Below are 17,793 nucleotides of genomic sequence, written 5' to 3' on the forward strand. Positions count from 1 at the left end.
CAGGCTTACACACCCTTACTGATTCTGGTGCACTCTGACAGGATGCGGAACCCCTCCGCGTACAGCCCCGTCGAGCAGTTGACCGTACAGGTTAAGGTGCTCGTTCACCATCCGTTCCTCGCTGAACCGCTCCTCCACTGCCCTTCGGCACGCTGCCCGGCTGATGCCGTCTGCCATCCCCGCGAAGCCGGCCAACTGCCCGATGTCCCCCAGGTATCCGGTCCGTCCATGCTCAACTATCTCGGGTGCCGAACCAGCAGGGGTCCCGATCACCGGGGTGCCGGTGGCCAGTGCCTCGATCATGACCAACCCGAAGGGCTCCGGCCACTGGATAGGGTTCAGGAACGCCACCGCTTCCCCCATCAGCCGGTACTTGCTGGCATCATCCACTTCGTCCAGGACGTCGTCGTCCGGCCCCAGCATCGGTTGAACCACCTCCTGGAAGAAGCAAACCTCATCCGGCTGGCGCATCTTCGTCGCTATCCGCAATGGCATGCCCGCCTGATGGGCAATCATGACGGCCTCCAACAGCCCCTTGTCCGGGCAGGCCCTCCCCACAAAGCACAGGTAGCCCCCGCTGCCCGATCCCACGGGGACCGAGGAGACGTCCATCCCGTGGTGAATCACCTGGGTGATTGGAACGTCCGGCGCGTGGGAGCCTTGGTTGCGGGAAATGGCGATGACTGCTGCTTTGCGCGCAATGGCTCTGTAGATATCGGCCGCTTCAGGGTCCAGCCGGCAGTGGATGGTGGTCACCACCGGTATCCGCTTCGGCCGGTGCAGATACAAGGGGCCGGCCAGCGTGTGGTCGTGAATGATGTCCGCACTTCCCAGGCCCTCGTAGGCCCGTGCCACGTGGCTGAGTTCGGAGATTGTCAGGTTCAGGCCGTCCGGAACCGAGGCCCGCATGCCCGGAACCCTCGGCACCGGGCACGTGCTGTCCGTCGGCGCCGCCAGGAGTACGTCATGCCCCGCGGCCGCGAAACCGCGGGCCAGGCTGTCCACCACCCTCTCGGTGCCGCCGTAAGTCACCGGTGGAATGGGAATCCACGGTCCCGCAATCAGTCCTATCCGCATCCCTGACCTCCAAGGAGAATGACAGGCCGGGCTCCCAGCTGGCCGGGCAGTTCCATCCGCGCAACCTGCTCCGGTCCGCGGTTGTATGAGGAGTGTGCGGCCGGCCCCTGCTTGGACCGACATTCCGACTATTGCGCAGGATCAACCACACGGCAAGCCCTACTGTGGGGTATCTAACAAAGGCCTGCAGGAATGCCTCCTTAGGCCCCGGGGTTGCCCACAGCATGAAGATTGAAATCTGGTCCGACGTCGCCTGCCCGTGGTGCTACATCGGCAAGCGCCGCTTCGAAACAGCACTCGCCAACTTCGAGCACCGCGATTCGGTGGAGGTCAAGTGGCGCAGCTACCAACTGGACCCCACCCTGCCCGAGCACTATGACGGGACCGAGCTGGAGTACTTGAGCACCCGAAAGGGCCTGGCCCCACAGCAGGTGTCGCAAATGTTCGAGCACGTCACGCAGCAGGCCAAGGGCGAGGGCCTGGACTACCGGTTCAATTCCGTGGTTGTTGCGAACAGCTTCACGGCGCACCGCCTGATCCATCTTGCAGCCGCCCACGGCAAGCAGGACGAAGCCAAGGAGCGCCTGCTCAGCGACCATTTCGAGCACGGCAAGGACATCGGCAGCCGCGCGTACCTGACCTCGCTCGCCCTGGATCTGGGCATCGGCGCAGCTGAGGTGGAGGAACTCTTTACCACGGACAGGTACGCCGACGACGTCCGTTCGGATTTCGAGGAGGGCCGAGCCCTGGGCATTAGCGGGGTGCCCTTCTTCGTCATTGACCGCAAGTTCGGGCTCTCCGGCGCCCAGCCCGCCGGGACGTTCACCGCCGCGCTCACCCAGGCCTGGCAGGACGCCAACCCGCTGGTGCTGGTCAACTCCACCGACGGCGAGGCCTGCGGCCCGGACGGCTGCTCCATCTAACGTCTCCGCCTGGCAACGGTTTGGTGACACTTGGCGGTAAAGTGTCTACATGCCCAGGATTTCAGCGGCCAGCAACGCCGAGCAGCGCGCGGAAACGCAGCGCCGCATCCTTACTGCCTTCGGCGAGCTCCTTTTTTCCCACGGCCTTCCCGGGCTGACCATGACTGACGTGGCCCGCCACGCCGGGGTGGGCCGGACGGCCGTCTACAACTATTACGCGGACATCGAAGAGCTGCTTATCTCCTATGCCCTGGAGGAGACCGAAAAATTCCTGTCCGAGCTCCGGGAGGCTCTCGGGCGCCTGGACAACCCGGTGGAGCGGCTGGCCCTGTACGTCCGCGCCCAAGTGGTGGACCTCAGCCGCCGCCACCTGCCGCCGGGACCGGCCATGGGAGCCGTGCTGTCGCCGTCGTCCTTCGCCAAGCTCGCCGACCACGTGGGCGAGCTGAGCGTCCTGCTGCAGGGCATCCTGCGCGACGGGATGGAGCAGGGCTACCTCCCGGTGGCCGACATCGGCCAGCAGGCGCAGCTGATCCTTGGCACGCTGTCCTCCAGCGCGGCCAGGGGCAGCGACGAGCCCGCGGAGCTGGAAGCCAGGGTGGCCAGGACAGTGCGCTTTATCCAGCTGGGCGCGGGAGCGAGGTTCGACGACGCCGGCGGCCCGGTCCGCGTTGCGCCCCTTCCTGCCGTGGCCGGCTGAGCTGCCCCATCACTTTTGGCCCTTGTCAGGCGGTTGAACAACCCGGCCTGGTGGCGCACCTGCAGGGCCGGTCTCAGGAAGCGGGCGCCGCGGACGGGACCACCGGCCGCTTGTCGTCGTCGGCGATCCGGCGGCTTTCACGTGGGCAGCTGAGGGTCCCCGGAGTCTGGTCAACGAGCTCCGGCGTGGCGAGAGCACCGTAATCCTGGGCGAGAATCACATCCACGCTGCCGTCTGCCCTCCCGTCCTGGAAGTAGTCCGACCCGGGCAGGTTCCGCTGGACACTGAATGCCGCGGACTGGCCGGCCGCTCCGGACACCACCGCGGCAACACCCCGGTAGCTGGCGTCGACATTGGAGACCGACCCCACCACGAACTTCCTGGCCAGGAACTCGTCCGCAACCGACCGCGCCAACCCCGGCCTGCTCGTGGAGTTGTAGACGTTGAGGTTTATCTTCTCGTGGGGCGTGTAGTCGAAGATGGCCGCAGGGCAGCTGGAAACCGCCTCCTCCGCGGGCTCGGCGGCAGGGATCTTCAGGCGTCCGTTGATGATGGCCAGCGCCGTGATAATGGCGGCAGCGATCAGTCCGATGAGGACCACAAGCACCACCGCATGCAGCACACTGCGGCGCACCCGCGAGGTATCATCGGCGTCGCGCTCCGCTTCAAAGGTGGCCCGCAACTCAGGGCCGGTAACAACGCGGTGGCCGTGGAGGACGCTTGGGTCCTGCTGCTTCTTCCTAGCCATCGATGACCAGCACGCGGGCGTGGATCGCCGTGCGCTGGTGCAGGGCGGTCCGGACGGCGCGGTGCAGGCCGTCCTCAAGGTAAAGGGTTCCCTGGTACTGCACCACGTGCGGGAAAAGGTCGCCGAAGAAGGTGGAATCCTCGGCAAGGAGAGCCTCCAGGTCCAGGGTGCGCTTGGTGGTCACCAGCTCGTCCAGCCTGACCGGGCGCGGGGGCAGCGCAGCCCATTCCTTGGGAGTGTGGTAACCATGGTCAGGGTAAGGGCGGCCCTCGCCCACAGCTTTGAATATCACCATGCCACCCTAGGCACCCAAAGGTCCCAGCGAAAGTAGCAGGCACGCGGTCAGGCAGGTTGTAGCCAAACAGTGACCATCCGTCACCTGCGGTGATCTTCGCCGCCTGGCGCCCGGAGTTCGCGGTGCTGCTGACAGAATGGTGCCATGACAGCATCCGAGTTCCTCGCCACCTCCACGTCCGGCGGACACCAGCCGGCCACGCCTCCCCTCGCGCTGCTGCTGGATGTGGACGGGCCGGTGGCAAGCCCCGTTACGCGGGACGTTAAACACGAGATCATCTCTGATCTCGTGGCGCTGGCCGCTGCCGGCATTCCTGTCATTTTCAACACCGGCCGCTCCGATGCCTTCATCCGGGAGCAGGTCATGGAACCGATGATTGCTGCCGGCATCCCGGCCGGCACCATCATCCACGCCGTCTGCGAAAAGGGGGCCGTCTGGTTCAGCTACACCGCTGCCGGTCCCGGCCCCATCCATGTGGACCGGGAACTCGCGGTGCCCGCAGCCTATGGTGACGACGTCCGGCGGATGGTGGCCGAGGACTACTCGGCGCACATGTTCTTCGATGAGACCAAGCGGGCCATGGTGTCCGTGGAACAGCACATCGAGGTGCCCAGCGCCGAATACCTCGCCGAGCAGAAACTCTTTGACGCCGATGCCATGGACCTGATGGCCCGCCACGGGCTGGGCGTGGTCCGGCTGGACCACCACGCCCCGAATTCCGACGACGAAGTGGACTACCGGGTGGATCCCACCATCATTTCCACGGACATTGAGTCGGTGCGGCTGGGCAAGGACCTGGGCGCCAGCAGGGCAGTGGAACTGCTCGCTGCCCAGGGCATCACGCCGCAGGACTGGCGGACAGTGGGCGATTCCCGCACGGATTACGCCATGGCTGACTGGCTCCACCACAACGACCACGCGGTAAAGCATGTGGATGTCCGCCCCGCCGATGGAGTTCCAGACAAGCCGTACGCTGTCCTGACGGCAGCGGACCTGGGGCTTGAGGCCTCCGTCATCCACGACGACGCCGGCGGCGCTTTCCTGCGCAGCTGGCGTGAGGCGCTGGGCGCCTAACCCCGTTCCGTACCCCGCGCAGCCCTGCCCGAAACCTGCTGTTTCCACCGCGCGGCTATCATGCAGGTAAAGACGCTTACTCTAACTAGCACGGAGACGACAATTACTGAAGCACCGGTACAGGACGAGGTCTACTACGGCAGCCAGGCGTCCGTAGAGGAACAATTTCACGCAGAGGTCACGTCTGCGGCGGCCGAGCAGCGCCTTCGGCACCGCCCGGACGTCATCAGGCACAAGGGCCGCTATGCCCTGATCAACTACAACAGGACGCCCTACCAGGCCATGGTGGAGGACCTGCTGTTCCTGCGCAATGTCCTGGCGGACGCCGGCCTCCAATACCTGCTGGTCCGCGGCAACAACGATCGGCCGGTCATCGCCCTGGACTGGAAGGACCGCAAAAAGCTTCGTGCTGCCCTGGTGGAGGCCTGCCGGGACGAACCGGTCTACTCCATGACGGTGGACGCCAAGAAAAAGGTCTCCGTGCTGGTAGCGGACGGCGAGTTGTCCTCCAACCGGCAGGCACGGATTTTCCGTCTGTACCGCCCCCGCGTGGAGCCGGTGGGAGGCTTCGAATTCGGCGCCTCCGCCGGAGTGCAGATCGAGTTGTGGTCCTTCGAAGGGGAGGAACTGATCCTTCCGATCGAGAACTCCCTGACGCGCCGGACCATGTTGCGGCAGGACGCGGTACGCGGCACGGTGGAACGTTACGGCCACACCTGGCCCACCATTGAGAACATGTTCGCCGACCACGCCAGCGACATCAGTTTCGACGTGGACCTGGTGTTCTCCTGGGTGGACGGCAGCTCGCCTGAGTATATTGCGGCCCGGCGCGCCCAGCAGAAGGATGTGGTCCTGGGCGAAGGCGACGACCACGAAGCCCGCTTCCGCCAGATCAACGAACTCAAATACGCACTTCGGTCCGTCTACCTGTTCGCGCCGTGGATCCGCCGGATCTTCATCGCCACGGACTCCCCCGCTCCGGACTGGCTGGCGGACCACCCCGCAGTCACCATTGTCCGCAGCGAAGAGTTCTTCTCCGATCCTTCCGTACTGCCCACCCACAACTCGCAGGCGGTGGAGTGCCAGCTGCACAACATCGACGGCCTGTCCGAGCACTTCCTGTATTCGAACGATGACATGTTCTTCGGCCGGCCGGTCAGTCCGGACCTGTTCTTTACCCCTGGCGGCATCACCAAGTTCATCGAAGCGGAAACCCGGATCGGCCTGGGCGAGAACGCGGCGGAACGCAGCGGCTTTGAAAATGCTGCACGCGTCAACCGGAAGCTGCTGTGGAACCGGTTCGGGCGGATCACCACGCGCCACCTTGAGCACACCGCCGCGCCCCTGCGCCGCAGTGTGGTGGCGAAGATGGAGCGCGAGTTTCCGGAAGAGTTCCGCAAGACCGCAGCCAGCCGGTTCCGTGCAGCGGACAACATCTCCGTCACCAACTCGTTTTACCATTACTACGCATTGCTCACGGGCCGCGCGGTCACCCAGACAGCCGCCAAGGTCCGCTACGTGGACACCACCATGCGGGCCGGGCTGAACTATCTGCCCAAGCTGTTGTCCAAGCGGAACATGGACTTTTTCTGCCTGAACGACGGCAGCTTCCCGGAGGTGCACGCCGACGAGCGCGCCGAACTGGTTACGGACTTCCTGGAAAAGTACTTCCCCATCAAGGCGCCCTGGGAAAAGTAAGGCAGATGGATCAGCGCCCGGAAGACAGTCCGGCCCGGGCGCTGCTCCGCTGTTTGGTGGTCTCGGGGATACGGATGCCTGCGGCCTCCAGCCGGCGGGCTGTCTCTTCCGGCGGCACGTACTCCCCCACCGTCGTCGAACTGCCCAGCGGGACCACCGAGTGCACGATGGTGTGCTCGTACACGTGCACCAGGTTGAAGGATTGCCCGGCGTCGTGTCCGCGTGTGCCGCCCACCGCAACGTTCAGGTCCTGCGTGTAGCAGCTGGCGGAGGCGACGGAGACGGGAACCCCGGCGAAGGTGGCTGTGGTGGAGTAGTGCAGATGACCGGCCAGGATGGTCCGGACATCTGAACTGTGGACCACCGCGGCGAGGGATGCCTGGTCCCGCAGCTCAACCAGGACCGAGAGGTCAAGGACGGATGGAACGGGCGGATGGTGGAGCGCCAGGATGGTGCCGTCCGGCGCCGGTGTCTCCAGTTCCTGCGCCAGCCAGTCCAGCTGGGATTCGCTGAGTTCGCCGTGGTGGTAGCCGGGCACGGAGGTGTCCAGGGTGATGACGCGCAACCCGTTGATGAAGTAGCTGTGGTCCACGGGGGCGTCATTGCCTGGCTGATCCAGCAGGCCCTTCCGGAAGTTGGCCCGGTTGTCGTGGTTTCCCATGGCCCAAATGACTTTTGCGCCGAGCTCCTGGCACGCCGGTTCCACGATGGCGCGCAGTTTTGCATAGGCTTCGGGATCGCCCTTGTCTGCTAGGTCACCGGTGAAAATGACTGCCCCTGGCCGCGCCCCGGACGCCTTGACCTCTTCGAAGAGTTGAATGAGCCGCGCTTCGCTGTCAACGACGCCGTACAGGGGGTCCGGACCTCCCATCAAGTGGGGATCGCTCAGGTGGAGTAGGAAGTGGCGTGGCCGGGGGTGCTCGGCCTCGATCTGTTCCATTGCTACCTCTGTGGTCGGTGGGAAACGGCGCTTCCCTTGTACCCTTCAGTAAGGTTTATCCAACCAGATTTTTGGCAAACTTTGGGTGAATCGCCGCAGCCCATGTGGAAAAAGATAAAAGAACTGCGCCTTCGCAGAATTAATTCGGGCGAGCACAGAGTTTCAGCCCAAAGCTGTTTTGATGGTGCCGATGATCCCGCCCTCTTTCCCTTCAAACCTGCCTGAATCTGTCCCGGTTCCGTCAGGCAGGGTCAGCAGGATCGCGGACAAGGGGTGTACAGGCTGCGTCCCCGGGAAGCGGTTCACCGGTGGGATTTGTTGCCGGCGCATCCGGGGACGGGGTGAGTGTTTCCGGAGTGGGCTCGGCGGGGCAGGTCGCCGGCGCCGGGGAGGCAGAGGTCGGTGCGGGCGCCGTCGTAGGCGTCACCGCAGTTTCCGTGGGGTCCGGGACCGGCGTCGGTGCCGGGGATGGCACAGTCGGAGCAGGGGACGGCGAAGGCGTCGGTTCGACAGGCAACGGCGTGACTTCAGTTGGTGCCGGCGTCGGGGTAGGGGTCGGCGTCGGCGTCGGCGTGGGGGTCGGCGTCGGCGTCGGCGTGGGGGTCGGCGTCGGCGTGGGGGTAGGGGTCGGGGTAGGCGTAGGCGTCGTGGACGGCGCACTCGGCGATGTCGTGTTATTCGGTGACGGCGTCGGCGTCGTGGACGGCGCACCCGGCGACGGCGTGGGCGCTGTCGGCGTCGTCGGCTGACTTGGTGAGGTGGGGAACGACGCGCTCGGCGTGCCCGACGGGGACGCGCTGGCCGAAGGCGTCAGCCGAGTGGGTGCAGGACTCGCCATGGCGGGCCACAGCAGAGGTGGGGAGGCGTGCGTCGCGGGCGTTCCTGCCTGGACTCCAACCTCATGGTCTTCGTCGTGATCGTGGCTCAGCGGCATCGCCCAACTGATTGTCCCTTGTGAGGGAGAACCGAATCCGGGCAGGTAGCTCCGCATCTCCTCGGATCCGCTGCCGCCCACAGGCCGGGCGGGCATCAGGCCCCACTTCAGCGGGCTCGTGTGGCGGCCATTGAGGATGGTTTCGAAGTGCAGGTGGCATCCCGTTGACCATCCGGTGCTGCCCACCTCGCCGAGGACCTGGCCGGCGTGAATCTCGTCGCCCGTACGGACGGCAATGGCGTCGAGGTGGTTGTACGTGGTGATGAGGCCGTTGCCGTGATCGATTTCCACCCTGTTGCCGCCACCCCAGGGGTGCCAGCCGGCGGCGCGCACCAATCCTGAGTCCGCAGCATAGACGCTTGTCCCGCAGGCGGCCGCGTAATCCTGGCCCAGGTGGAAGTCGCCGGCGGCCCCGGACAGCGGGCTCACCCGGAAACCGAAGGGCGAGCTGGCATTGAGCAGAGCCAGCGGCGCCATCAGGAATCCGGCTGGCGGCCTGCCAAATCCTGTTGTCCCCACCGTCAGCCGCGAGGAACTCTTCCCGCGGTAGCCGCCTATGGCCGCGTGGGGAAACTTGACGAGCGCACGCGGGTTCGTGAAGGCCGTAGCCTGCAGCATCCCGGCACCAACCCTGTCCGATGTCGGCTCGGCCGAGCGGCCGTCGGACGTGGAAGTTGTCCCTGCACCAAGCCCGGCCACGGAACCCGATGCCTCCCGCTCCACCGCGCTGCCGGTCAGGTTGAGGGACCAGATGGATATGGCAACAGCACCAGTGGCAGTCAGTGCGCGCAGAACCGACACCTTAGGACGGCGCACGTCGGTGTGCTTACCTGATTTTTGATAAGTCCCCAAAGCCTGTCTCCGTAACGTAATCATCCGAGCGCGTCCTGAAGGTATCTCCCATGGGACCACAGGGCCGGTAGCCTGTGAACCCCGTCCTATCGTGCGGGTTACAACTTGCGAAAACCTTGCGTACGTTCCCACTGCGCGCCCGATCCTGCGGGGCGACAATGATGTATGCGAAGTTTCCTTGGGAAATGGCAGGACGAACTTAAGAAAACCTTTACGGGCAAGGCCGATGAGGTGCCCGGCTGGGTTCCGAAGCTGGCAGAAGGGGACGATCCCGGGTACCACCTGCCGGGTTCGGCAGTATGGGCTGTGCACGGCTCCATGTCGCCCATTGTTGCCGGAATCCGCACGCTGCTGATGCAGTCCCTTCATCCTGGAGCCCTTGCAGGGGTGCACGAGCACTCAAACTTCCGTGAGGATCCCCTGGCCCGGCTCGCGGCCACCATCCGCTGGATTTTCACTGTTACCTACGGCTCGAAGGCAGCCGCTGAGGAGGCTTCCCGGCGGGTGCGGCGCCTGCACGAGCCGGTACAGGGCAGCTTCGTGGACAACCAGGGAACGCCGCGTAGCTACAGCGCCAACGATCCCGAGCTGGCCAGTTGGATCCACATTGCCTTCACGGACGCGTTCCTCACGGCCCATCAGTTGTGGGGCGGCCGCATCCCTGGCGGCCCGGACGCGTACGTACGTGAATGGGCCCAGGCCGGCAGCCTGATGGGCGTGCCGGATCCGCCGCTTTCCGAGGCGGACATGCGTGCGCAACTGGACCGCTTTTTCCGCAGCGGAGAGCTGCGGGTGGACAGCCGCGTAACGGAAACAGTGGAATTTATCCGCAATCCGCCGCTGCATCCCATGCTTCGGCCCGGTTACCGCATCCTCTTCGCGGGAGCCGTATACAGCCTCGATCCGAACTACCGCCGGATGCTCGGGCTGTCCGTACCGCGGCTCGGTCCGTTCCCGCTGCCGGTAAGGCTGGCCACCAAGGTGGTGCTCGTCGTCGTACGCCTGGCCCTGGGGCACCGCGGCCCGAGCGAGCTGGCCGCACGCGAACGACTCCGCCGGCTTGGCTTCGTGGAGGCGGCCGGGCCGGGGCTGGTGCAACTGCGGTAAACGAAAGAACCCGATCCCGGCACTGCCGGGACCGGGTTCTTTACCGGCGGAGAATGGGGGATTTGAACCCCCGAGGGCGTTAACCCAACACGCGTTCCAGGCGTGCGCCATAGGCCGCTAGGCGAATTCTCCAGCTGCTTCTGAATCAAAAGCAGATACTAGAGTACCTGAACTTTTCCGCTTCGCCCAATCGAGGCTCCGGCCCCGGGCACCGAAGGCTTTCCGGCCTCCCTGCGGACCGGCTCCCGGCTTGGCCTTAACCCAGAAATGGACGCCCCCAATGCGCCCATTCCACCGGTACACCGTTGAGCTGCCGGGTCCAGCTCCGTTCGGCCAGGCCCCATAGCTCACAATCTGGAGATTGCCCCAATCGGTGTACATACCCATGATCGTGGGTGGCAGGGGGATAAGCAATGGATTTGCATTCAATTAGGGGGTCTTCCGGCACGATGGGAAGCATGACTGAGCTGCATGCCCTGGTGGTTTACGTTCCCCGGACCTACACGGAACCGGTCCTAAAGGCCATCGGCGACGCCGGGGCGGGCCGGATCGGCAATTACTCCCACTGCTCGTTTGTCACCCATGGAATTGGCCGCTTTACTGCCCACGACGGCGCCACTCCCTACCTTGGGCGGGTGGGAGCACCGGAGGAAGTGTCGGAGGACAGGATTGAGTGCGTGGTTGAACGGCACGCGCTTTCGGCAGTGGTGGCTGCCTTGCGGGCCGCCCACCCTTACGAGGAACCGGCCTTTATGAGCTGGCGGGTTGAGGGCTGGAGGCCGTCGGAGGCGGATTCGAGTCACGCCTGAACTTCGGGTAAAGTAGCTCGCGGCCCCTCATGTGGCGTCATCCTGTTGAACTCCCCCAGGACCGGAAGGTAGCAAGGGTAAATGGGCTCTGGCGGGTGCATGGGGGGTCTTTACTATTCCCCCACAGGGCGGCAGACTGTCAGCCCGGATTGGTAGGGTTTTCTCTGTGACAGTTACTACCGCCCTCTACCGCAGATACCGTCCAGACTCGTTCGCTGACGTTATCGGGCAGGAACATGTCACCGAGCCGCTTATGACGGCTTTGCGGAAGAACCGGGTCAATCACGCCTACCTTTTTTCGGGTCCCAGGGGCTGCGGCAAAACCACTTCCGCCCGAATTCTGGCCCGTTGCCTGAACTGCGCCCAGGGCCCCACCGACACCCCGTGCGGCACATGCCCCAGTTGCGTCGAGCTCGCCCGCGGCGGCTCCGGATCCCTGGATGTCATCGAAATTGACGCCGCCAGCCACGGCGGCGTGGACGATGCCCGGGACCTGCGCGAGCGCGCCACGTACGCCCCTGTCCGTGACCGCTACAAAATCTTCATCATTGATGAAGCCCACATGGTCACCTCTGCCGGGTTCAACGCCCTGCTGAAAATCGTCGAAGAACCCCCGGAACACATTAAGTTCATCTTCGCCACCACGGAGCCGGACAAGGTCATCGGCACCATCCGCTCGCGGACGCACCATTACCCTTTCCGGCTGGTGCCGCCGGAGCCACTGATGGCCTACCTGGAACTCCTCTGCAAACAGGAGAACGTTCCGGTTGCTCCCGGCGTGCTGTCACTGGTCATCCGCGCAGGGGGCGGCTCCGTCCGCGACTCCCTGTCAGTCCTGGACCAGCTGATGGCCGGTGCCGGCCCCAACGGACTGGACTACGAACTGGCCGTGGCGCTGCTCGGCTACACCCATGCGTCGTTGCTGGACGATGTTGTTGAGGCCGTCGCCGCGTCGGACTCCGCCACCGTTTTCCGCGCCGTGGACAGGGTCATCCAGACCGGCCATGACCCGCGCCGTTTTGTCGAGGACCTGCTGGAGCGTTTCCGCGACCTCATCATCGTCCAGGCCATGCCCGAAAGCGCCCAGACCATTCTTCGTGGCATGCCGGCCGACCAGATTGCGCGGCTAAAGAACCAGGCGCACAACCTCGGCGCAGCGGAGCTGTCCCGCGCCGCCGACGTCACCAACACTGCCCTTACCGAGATGACGGGCGCCACTTCCCCGCGGCTGCACCTGGAACTCCTTTGCGCACGGATTCTGCTACCCAGTTCGGAGCAGAACGAGCGCGGCATGGCTGCACGGATAGACCGTGTAGAGCGGCGGCTGAACTACGCAGGGAACGACGTCGGCGCTCCCGCCGCCGCAGCCTCTGCCCCACCTGCATCAGCCGGGCACCCTGCTATTACGCAGGCAGCTCCTGAACCGGCCACACCGGCGCGGGCGGTTGCGGAACCAGTCACAGCCGAATCCGCACGGCCGGCGCCAGCGGGCTCGCAGTCCGCCGCCGCCCGGCCCTCAAGCCAGGAACCCGCGGCCGCCGCTCCGGAACCGACACGTGCGCAATCGCCGGCCCCTGCCGCAACGGCCAGCCCGGCCGGGGCGGACAGTCGTGCTCCCCTGACAGCTCCCCGGGTGAGCACCAGCGACTGGCCGGTCGAGGCCTCCACCGATTCCCGCGCCGCTCGTGCGGACTCCCGTCCCGCCCTGGCCCGCCCCGCCGCAGGTCCCGCGGACGGCTCCACAGCTAGCCCGATGGGCGGGACGCCGGAACGAGGTACCGGCCAGGCTCCGGATTCGGCTGCCCAGACCGCCACTGCCGCTGCCCGGCCCGAACCGGCCGCCGCTGGATCCGCTCCTGCCACGGCCCCTGCGGCCATGGGTGATGTGGAAGTGCTGCGCCGGGCGTGGCCGGATGTCCTGCAGACGCTGTCCAAGATCAAGCGCAGCACCTGGGCACTCGTTGAACCGAATGCACAGGTCAGTGCGTTCGACGGCCAGATTGTCACGCTTTCGTTCGCCACATCCGGACTCGCCGGCGCTTTTGGCCGGGCAGACCATTCCGAAAACCTGCGGCAGGCGATCCATAAGACTGTGGGCATTGACTGCCAGATCAACGCGGTGGCAGGCGGAAACTCCGGCCGGACGAGCTCTGAGCCAAACCCAAAAGCACCCGCTAGCCGGCCTGCCCCGGCGCCTGCAACTAATCCGGCAACGTCAACTGCCCCGGCCACTTCAGCCGATGTTGCCTGGGGACTGGCACCCGCTGCGCCGTCTCCGGCACCGGATGCACCCGAACCTTCCGCTACGGCCGGTTCTGCCCAAGGCCAGTCCCAGGGCACAGCGCAGGAGGCCGAATTCCCGAACAGGCGCGGTGCCTCGCCTTCTGCCGGGCCTCACACAGCCGGCTCTGGTCAGCCCGCTGCCGGCAGCGGCTCTTCCCAGGCTCCGCCTTCGCCGGTACCTTCGCCGGCTTCTTCGGCTCAGGGAGACCCTTACGGCGGCGCAGGAGCAGACTACTCCTACTCGGACGATGACTGGGGACCTCCCCGGGACGAGGACGCACCCCCGCTGGAAGAGGAACCTCCCATGGACTGGGACCCTTCCGCGCGCTCCGGCAACCGTTCCGCTCCGGCCACCGCCGCGGGCGGCACCTCCGGCGCAGCCGGGCCAGCCCAACAGGGCACACAACCCGGCACCCCGGCCGCCAACCGAACCTTGGCTGCCACGACTCCAACTGCCGCTGCCCCGGGCCTGGATGCTCGCGATCCCTGGACCCGCGCCGTTGAGCAGGCACCCGGGGTTTGGGTTGTTGGGGAATCAAGCAACGTGGGCAGGAACCTACCTGCCGTGTTGCCCGAGAAGGAAGCAGTCGCGGCCCCGTCAGCCACACACTACGAACCCGCTGCTTCCCAGGTTCCGCCTTCCATCCCTGTTACAAAAGCCGGCTCTTCCATTGACGCCGAATGGGGCTTGGCTCCAACTGCAGCCTCGCCTGTGAAGGCGAGTACTCGGGCCACCGTTGCGGAATCTGTCCCCCAAAGCCCCGTTCCCGCGGGAACGGTTCCCTCAAGCCCCGTTCAAACGGGCGGCGCGGTTCAAACGGGCGGCACGGTTCCAACGGGTGGCGCGGTTCCCACAGGCGGCACGGTTCCAACGGGTGGCGCAGCGCCCTCGTCCGCCGCTCCCTCGGGTTCCGCTCCAGTGCCGGCACGCGAGTACGCCATGGCGTCAGCCGCACCCGCAGCGGCGGCTGCCCATACTGTTCCAGCGGCACCGCCTGCTCCTGCGGGGCCCGCCCACAGTGCCGCTGCAGCTTCGCCCGGTTCTACCGATTCGGCTGCGGCGGCGAACACCCGGCAAAGCCTCTACCAGCGCCTGTCCAACAGCCCGGAGGCCGAGGCGGGCCGGGCAAAGGCTCCTGCCCGTGCGGTTCCTGCAGCGGCCACCCTCGTACAGGACATCCCCAGCGCCGACGATGAGACCATTGAGGAATCCGGGGTGTTCGGCCGCGCGGCGGTGGAACGTATCCTCGGCGGGAAGCTGATCGAAGAGCGCTCCCTCGACGGAAGCACCGTTACACCCCGCTATTGATCCAACCACTGTCCACCCCTAGCTAAAGAGGAAAAACGTGTACGAAGGTGCTGTCCAAGAGCTGATTGACGAGCTCGGACGCCTTCCCGGCGTGGGCCCGAAATCCGCACAGCGGCTGGCGTTCCACATCCTTGAAGCGGACCCCCAGGACATGAAGCGGCTGGTGGAGGCCATCACCTCTGTCAAGGAACGCGTCAAGTTCTGCACTGTGTGCGGCAACGTCACTGAGCAGGAACAATGCAACATCTGCCGTGATCCCCGGCGCGATCCGGCGGTAATCTGCGTGGTGGAGGAATCGAAGGACGTCCTCGCCGTGGAGCGCACCCGTTCGTTCCGGGGCAGGTACCACGTGCTGGGTGGGGCCATTAATCCCATCGCCGGTATCGGCCCGGAGCAGTTGCGGATCCGGGAACTGCTCACGCGGCTGAACGACGGCGCCATCCAGGAAGTCATCATCGCCACGGACCCCAACCTGGAGGGTGAAGCGACAGCCACGTACCTGGCCCGAATGCTGAAGACCATCGGGATCACCGTGACCAGGCTGGCGTCCGGGCTGCCCGTGGGCGGCGACCTCGAATACGCAGACGAGGTCACGTTGGGGCGGGCTTTCGAGGGCCGCCGCAACGCCCTGACCTGAGGTTTTGGCAGACGATGGTCCTGGGAGAGGCCGCACCTCTGGTCACCGAGCGGCTTGTCCTGCGGCTGGTTGATGGTGGGGACGAGGGCGCCATTCATAAGTACAGGGGCGACCCTGCAGCCACCCGACCAGGACACGGCCGGCAAGGGCTTCCCCTTGCTGATGTTCAGGCTGGACAGCCCGCAGCACTCATCCGGCTGACCCGGCCCTGTTCAGCGGCCGGGCCTGTCCGGAGTCATCACTAGGCGATACGCGTTCCCCGTGCCAGCCGGTGGGCAGGCGTGCGGAGTGAACGCCAACCCAGCCACATAAGCAGCGCTGCCAGTAGGAGTTGCAGGCCTAGGCCCAGCGGCCACAGCGGCGTGGACTGCGCCAGATACTGCGGCTTGACCTCCCCGTTGGCGCACGGATAGGTACCGTCGGGACCGGCAAGCGCGTACCGGGCTCCCTGACTGATGTTTTCGATCGCCCCTACAGAGCGGAAACCCTCCTGACCCGTGCGGTCGGGATACGGGATGGCGTCAGCCACCACCACGTACGGGTTCATTGCCAGCAGCCAGGCTACCCGTTCGGTGCGCATCACACTCTGTTCCTGCAATGGCCCTGAGCAGGTGTAGCCGGGTTCCGCTGGCCCGTTGCTGGGGGGCTCGAACGAGCGGTACTGGGCCTGGTTCGCCATGATTGTGCCTTGGGTAAGCCCCGTGCCCAGCCCGAAGGCGATCAGTGTGCCGATTGCCAGCCCGGCCACTGCCAGGTACGTGACCACGATGGAGAACAGCGGCCTGCCGGCGAGCGCTGAAATGCCAACACCGATGGCACACACAACACCCACTTCAAGCGCCAGCATCAGCAGGGCCACCAGCACATGGCCGGGAGTCATTCCGCCCAGCGCCACCCCGATCACCAGGAACGGGGTGCTCGCCACCAGGAACGCGAGGGCTGCGGCCCATGCTGCGAAAAACTTGCCCCAGAGGATCTGGCCGGGCTGCAGCAGCGTCACCTGGAGGATGGCCAGCGTGCCGCCGGCGCGGTCTCCGTTCACCGCGTTGGCGGAGAGCGCCGGGGCAACGAGCAAGGCAAACAGCAGGACAAAGGCCAGGACCACCTCAAAGATCATGGACCCGGGCCCCGACTCGGGGGGCTGGACATAGCCCGGGAATCCACGTTGGGCCGCCTGCGAGGCGTTCCAGCTGGCCCAGGTCAGCCAGGTCACCAGTCCTGTGAGAACAAACCAAATGGCCAGCATGATGTACCAGCCGCGGGACCGCAGCCGTTGCTTGAGCTCCAGGACCACCACGTCCCTGACTCCGGCCAGGTAGCCGCCGGCTCCCGTTCCGCCGACGATGTGCTGCCGGTTTTCTGTCGTGTGGCTCATTGCCGCTCCCCCTCGAGGCTCATGTATGTCTCTTCCAGGGCGCCGGAGGCCGGGGCAAAGGACGTTACCCGGACGCCGGCCAGCACCAGGTCGCGCAGCAGCCGCTCGGCGTCGCCGTCGTTTGCCAGCAGCAGGCTGATTGACGGACGCCGCCCGTCTTCGCGGCGGAATACCAAACCGAGCTCCGTCAGCTTGGCCGCAAGTGCGGCCGTGTCAGCGGCGCTGATGGCGTACCTGCGGCCCGCGGCGGCAGCTTCTTCGGTGGTTTGATGCCGGACCGTGCGCCCCTTGTTGACGAACACCGCGGCGTCGGCGATCTCGTCCAGTTCGCTGAGCACGTGGGACGAGACCACCACGGCCTTACCCTCGGCCGCGAGCTGCCGGAGCATGATCCGCAGCTCCACGCGCGAGCCCGGGTCCAATCCCGAGGCGGGCTCGTCGAGCAGCAGGACGGACGGGTCGTGAATCAGTGCCCGGGCCAGGCTGAGCCGCTGCTGCTGCCCGCGGGACAGCACCCGGGCCGGCTGGTCCGCCAGATCGTCCAGCCGCACCCGTTCGAGCATCTCCGAGACCCTCTGCCCGATGCCCTGCGCCGGGAGCCGGTAGAAGCGGGCCATCTGGGTGAGGATTTCCCGGGCGGTCAGCGACTCCCACACTCCCAGCGTGTCCGGCATCCAGCCCAGCCGGCCGCGCACCTCTGCCCGGTGGCGGCGCGGGTCAAGCCCGCCCACGCTGATGCTGCCCTCATCCGGCGCCAACAGTGATGCCAGCATCAGAAGCAGGGTTGTTTTGCCTGCCCCGTTCGGACCGATCAGCGCGGTCACCTTCCCGGCGGGCGCATGGAAGTCCATTTGCTCGACGGCGTGCACCGCGCCGAAGCTGCGGCTCACGGACCGCGCCGTGATGCCGTCGTCGGGTTCCGGCCCGTCCGCAGCCTCCGGTAATTCAGAAATCATCGCCATCTATTGCGCACCTGTCCCCCACAGTCTCTTAAGGCATTTTGACAGTTTGAGCGTACGCCCGAGGGGCTTC

General features: G+C 65.8%; 15 protein-coding genes, 1 tRNA gene and 1 other RNA gene. 9 read left to right on the forward strand and 8 right to left on the reverse strand.

Annotated elements, in window-relative coordinates; all coding sequences use genetic code 11:
- Positions 1–15 precede the first annotated feature (15 nt).
- Positions 16–1,077: a glycosyltransferase family 4 protein gene (locus tag AC50X7_RS10490; protein WP_494978943.1), complete on the reverse strand. Its 1,062-nt coding sequence runs from the start codon at positions 1,075–1,077 to the stop codon at positions 16–18.
- Positions 1,078–1,301: 224 nt separating this feature from the next.
- Here AC50X7_RS10490 and AC50X7_RS10495 point away from each other — a divergent pair, with 224 nt between their 5' ends.
- Positions 1,302–2,000 carry a DsbA family oxidoreductase gene (locus AC50X7_RS10495; RefSeq protein WP_494978944.1) on the forward strand — a complete coding sequence of 233 codons (699 nt, stop codon included), beginning with the start codon at positions 1,302–1,304 and terminating at the stop codon, positions 1,998–2,000.
- A 49-nt stretch (positions 2,001–2,049) separates the two neighbouring features.
- A complete protein-coding gene (locus AC50X7_RS10500) occupies positions 2,050–2,700 on the forward strand; it encodes a TetR/AcrR family transcriptional regulator (protein WP_494978945.1) in 651 nt (216 codons plus the stop codon).
- Between the two features lie 73 nt (positions 2,701–2,773).
- Here the strand turns inward: AC50X7_RS10500 and AC50X7_RS10505 are convergent, their stop codons facing one another.
- Together AC50X7_RS10505 and AC50X7_RS10510 are read right to left on the reverse strand one after the other, a co-directional pair.
- On the reverse strand, positions 2,774–3,448 hold the full coding sequence (locus AC50X7_RS10505) for a LytR C-terminal domain-containing protein (protein WP_494978946.1): 675 nt from the start codon (positions 3,446–3,448) through the stop codon (positions 2,774–2,776).
- Complete coding sequence (locus AC50X7_RS10510; RefSeq protein WP_494978973.1) at positions 3,441–3,740, reverse strand: type II toxin-antitoxin system VapB family antitoxin; 300 nt, start codon at positions 3,738–3,740, stop codon at positions 3,441–3,443. The genes AC50X7_RS10505 and AC50X7_RS10510 overlap by 8 nt, the downstream gene beginning before the upstream one ends.
- 147 nt (positions 3,741–3,887) lie before the next feature.
- On the opposite strand from AC50X7_RS10510, the gene AC50X7_RS10515 reads away from it, so the two are divergent.
- Positions 3,888–4,817: a Cof-type HAD-IIB family hydrolase gene (locus tag AC50X7_RS10515; RefSeq protein ID WP_494978947.1), complete on the forward strand. Its 930-nt coding sequence runs from the start codon at positions 3,888–3,890 to the stop codon at positions 4,815–4,817.
- 60 nt (positions 4,818–4,877) lie between these two features.
- Positions 4,878–6,515 carry a stealth family protein gene (locus tag AC50X7_RS10520; RefSeq protein WP_494978948.1) on the forward strand — a complete coding sequence of 546 codons (1,638 nt, stop codon included), beginning with the start codon at positions 4,878–4,880 and terminating at the stop codon, positions 6,513–6,515.
- 10 nt (positions 6,516–6,525) lie between these two features.
- Here the strand turns inward: AC50X7_RS10520 and AC50X7_RS10525 are convergent, their stop codons facing one another.
- Together AC50X7_RS10525 and AC50X7_RS10530 are read right to left on the reverse strand one after the other, a co-directional pair.
- Positions 6,526–7,455 (reverse strand): phosphodiesterase, encoded by a 930-nt coding sequence (locus AC50X7_RS10525; protein WP_494978949.1) that lies wholly within the window; start codon positions 7,453–7,455, stop codon positions 6,526–6,528.
- A 241-nt stretch (positions 7,456–7,696) separates the two neighbouring features.
- A complete protein-coding gene (locus AC50X7_RS10530; RefSeq protein ID WP_494978950.1) occupies positions 7,697–9,205 on the reverse strand; it encodes a M23 family metallopeptidase in 1,509 nt (502 codons plus the stop codon).
- 201 nt (positions 9,206–9,406) lie between these two features.
- On the opposite strand from AC50X7_RS10530, the gene AC50X7_RS10535 reads away from it, so the two are divergent.
- Complete coding sequence (locus AC50X7_RS10535; protein WP_494978951.1) at positions 9,407–10,348, forward strand: oxygenase MpaB family protein; 942 nt, start codon at positions 9,407–9,409, stop codon at positions 10,346–10,348.
- 47 nt (positions 10,349–10,395) lie between these two features.
- Here AC50X7_RS10535 and AC50X7_RS10540 read toward each other — a convergent pair.
- A tRNA-Ser gene (locus AC50X7_RS10540) sits at positions 10,396–10,480 on the reverse strand.
- A 326-nt stretch (positions 10,481–10,806) separates the two neighbouring features.
- Between AC50X7_RS10540 and AC50X7_RS10545 the strand changes: the two genes are divergently transcribed.
- The 4 genes from AC50X7_RS10545 (at position 10,807) to recR (ending at position 15,386) form a co-directional block, all read left to right on the forward strand.
- Positions 10,807–11,157, forward strand: coding sequence for a hypothetical protein (locus tag AC50X7_RS10545; RefSeq protein ID WP_494978952.1), 351 nt, complete (start codon positions 10,807–10,809; stop codon positions 11,155–11,157).
- Positions 11,158–11,175: 18 nt separating this feature from the next.
- An RNA gene (gene ffs / locus AC50X7_RS10550) (signal recognition particle sRNA small type) lies at positions 11,176–11,272 on the forward strand.
- Between the two features lie 51 nt (positions 11,273–11,323).
- Positions 11,324–14,749 carry a DNA polymerase III subunit gamma and tau gene (locus AC50X7_RS10555; RefSeq protein ID WP_494978953.1) on the forward strand — a complete coding sequence of 1,142 codons (3,426 nt, stop codon included), beginning with the start codon at positions 11,324–11,326 and terminating at the stop codon, positions 14,747–14,749.
- A 37-nt stretch (positions 14,750–14,786) separates the two neighbouring features.
- Positions 14,787–15,386, forward strand: coding sequence for a recombination mediator RecR (recR, locus tag AC50X7_RS10560; RefSeq protein WP_256249526.1), 600 nt, complete (start codon positions 14,787–14,789; stop codon positions 15,384–15,386).
- Positions 15,387–15,627: 241 nt separating this feature from the next.
- On the opposite strand, the gene AC50X7_RS10565 is transcribed toward recR, so the two are convergent.
- Positions 15,628–16,761 (reverse strand): ABC transporter permease, encoded by a 1,134-nt coding sequence (locus AC50X7_RS10565; protein WP_494978954.1) that lies wholly within the window; start codon positions 16,759–16,761, stop codon positions 15,628–15,630.
- Positions 16,758–17,723 (reverse strand): ABC transporter ATP-binding protein, encoded by a 966-nt coding sequence (locus AC50X7_RS10570; protein WP_494978955.1) that lies wholly within the window; start codon positions 17,721–17,723, stop codon positions 16,758–16,760. The genes AC50X7_RS10565 and AC50X7_RS10570 overlap by 4 nt, the downstream gene beginning before the upstream one ends.
- Positions 17,724–17,793: the final 70 nt, after the last annotated feature.

The organism is Pseudarthrobacter sp. Hb11, from assembly GCF_059383655.1.

Excerpts from the sequence above, each read along its gene's own strand:
- AC50X7_RS10545 (WP_494978952.1), top strand. The coding sequence starts at position 10,807 with ATGACTGAGCTGCATGCCCTGGTGGTTTACGTTCCCCGGACCTACACG.
- AC50X7_RS10535 (WP_494978951.1), top strand. The coding sequence starts at position 9,407 with ATGCGAAGTTTCCTTGGGAAATGGCAGGACGAACTTAAGAAAACCTTT.
- AC50X7_RS10500 (WP_494978945.1), top strand. The coding sequence starts at position 2,050 with ATGCCCAGGATTTCAGCGGCCAGCAACGCCGAGCAGCGCGCGGAAACG.
- AC50X7_RS10505 (WP_494978946.1), bottom strand. The coding sequence starts at position 3,448 with ATGGCTAGGAAGAAGCAGCAGGACCCAAGCGTCCTCCACGGCCACCGC.
- AC50X7_RS10515 (WP_494978947.1), top strand. The coding sequence starts at position 3,888 with ATGACAGCATCCGAGTTCCTCGCCACCTCCACGTCCGGCGGACACCAG.
- AC50X7_RS10525 (WP_494978949.1), bottom strand. The coding sequence starts at position 7,455 with ATGGAACAGATCGAGGCCGAGCACCCCCGGCCACGCCACTTCCTACTC.
- AC50X7_RS10570 (WP_494978955.1), bottom strand. The coding sequence starts at position 17,723 with ATGGCGATGATTTCTGAATTACCGGAGGCTGCGGACGGGCCGGAACCC.
- AC50X7_RS10490 (WP_494978943.1), bottom strand. The coding sequence starts at position 1,077 with ATGCGGATAGGACTGATTGCGGGACCGTGGATTCCCATTCCACCGGTG.
- AC50X7_RS10520 (WP_494978948.1), top strand. The coding sequence starts at position 4,878 with ATGCAGGTAAAGACGCTTACTCTAACTAGCACGGAGACGACAATTACT.
- AC50X7_RS10565 (WP_494978954.1), bottom strand. The coding sequence starts at position 16,761 with ATGAGCCACACGACAGAAAACCGGCAGCACATCGTCGGCGGAACGGGA.
- AC50X7_RS10495 (WP_494978944.1), top strand. The coding sequence starts at position 1,302 with ATGAAGATTGAAATCTGGTCCGACGTCGCCTGCCCGTGGTGCTACATC.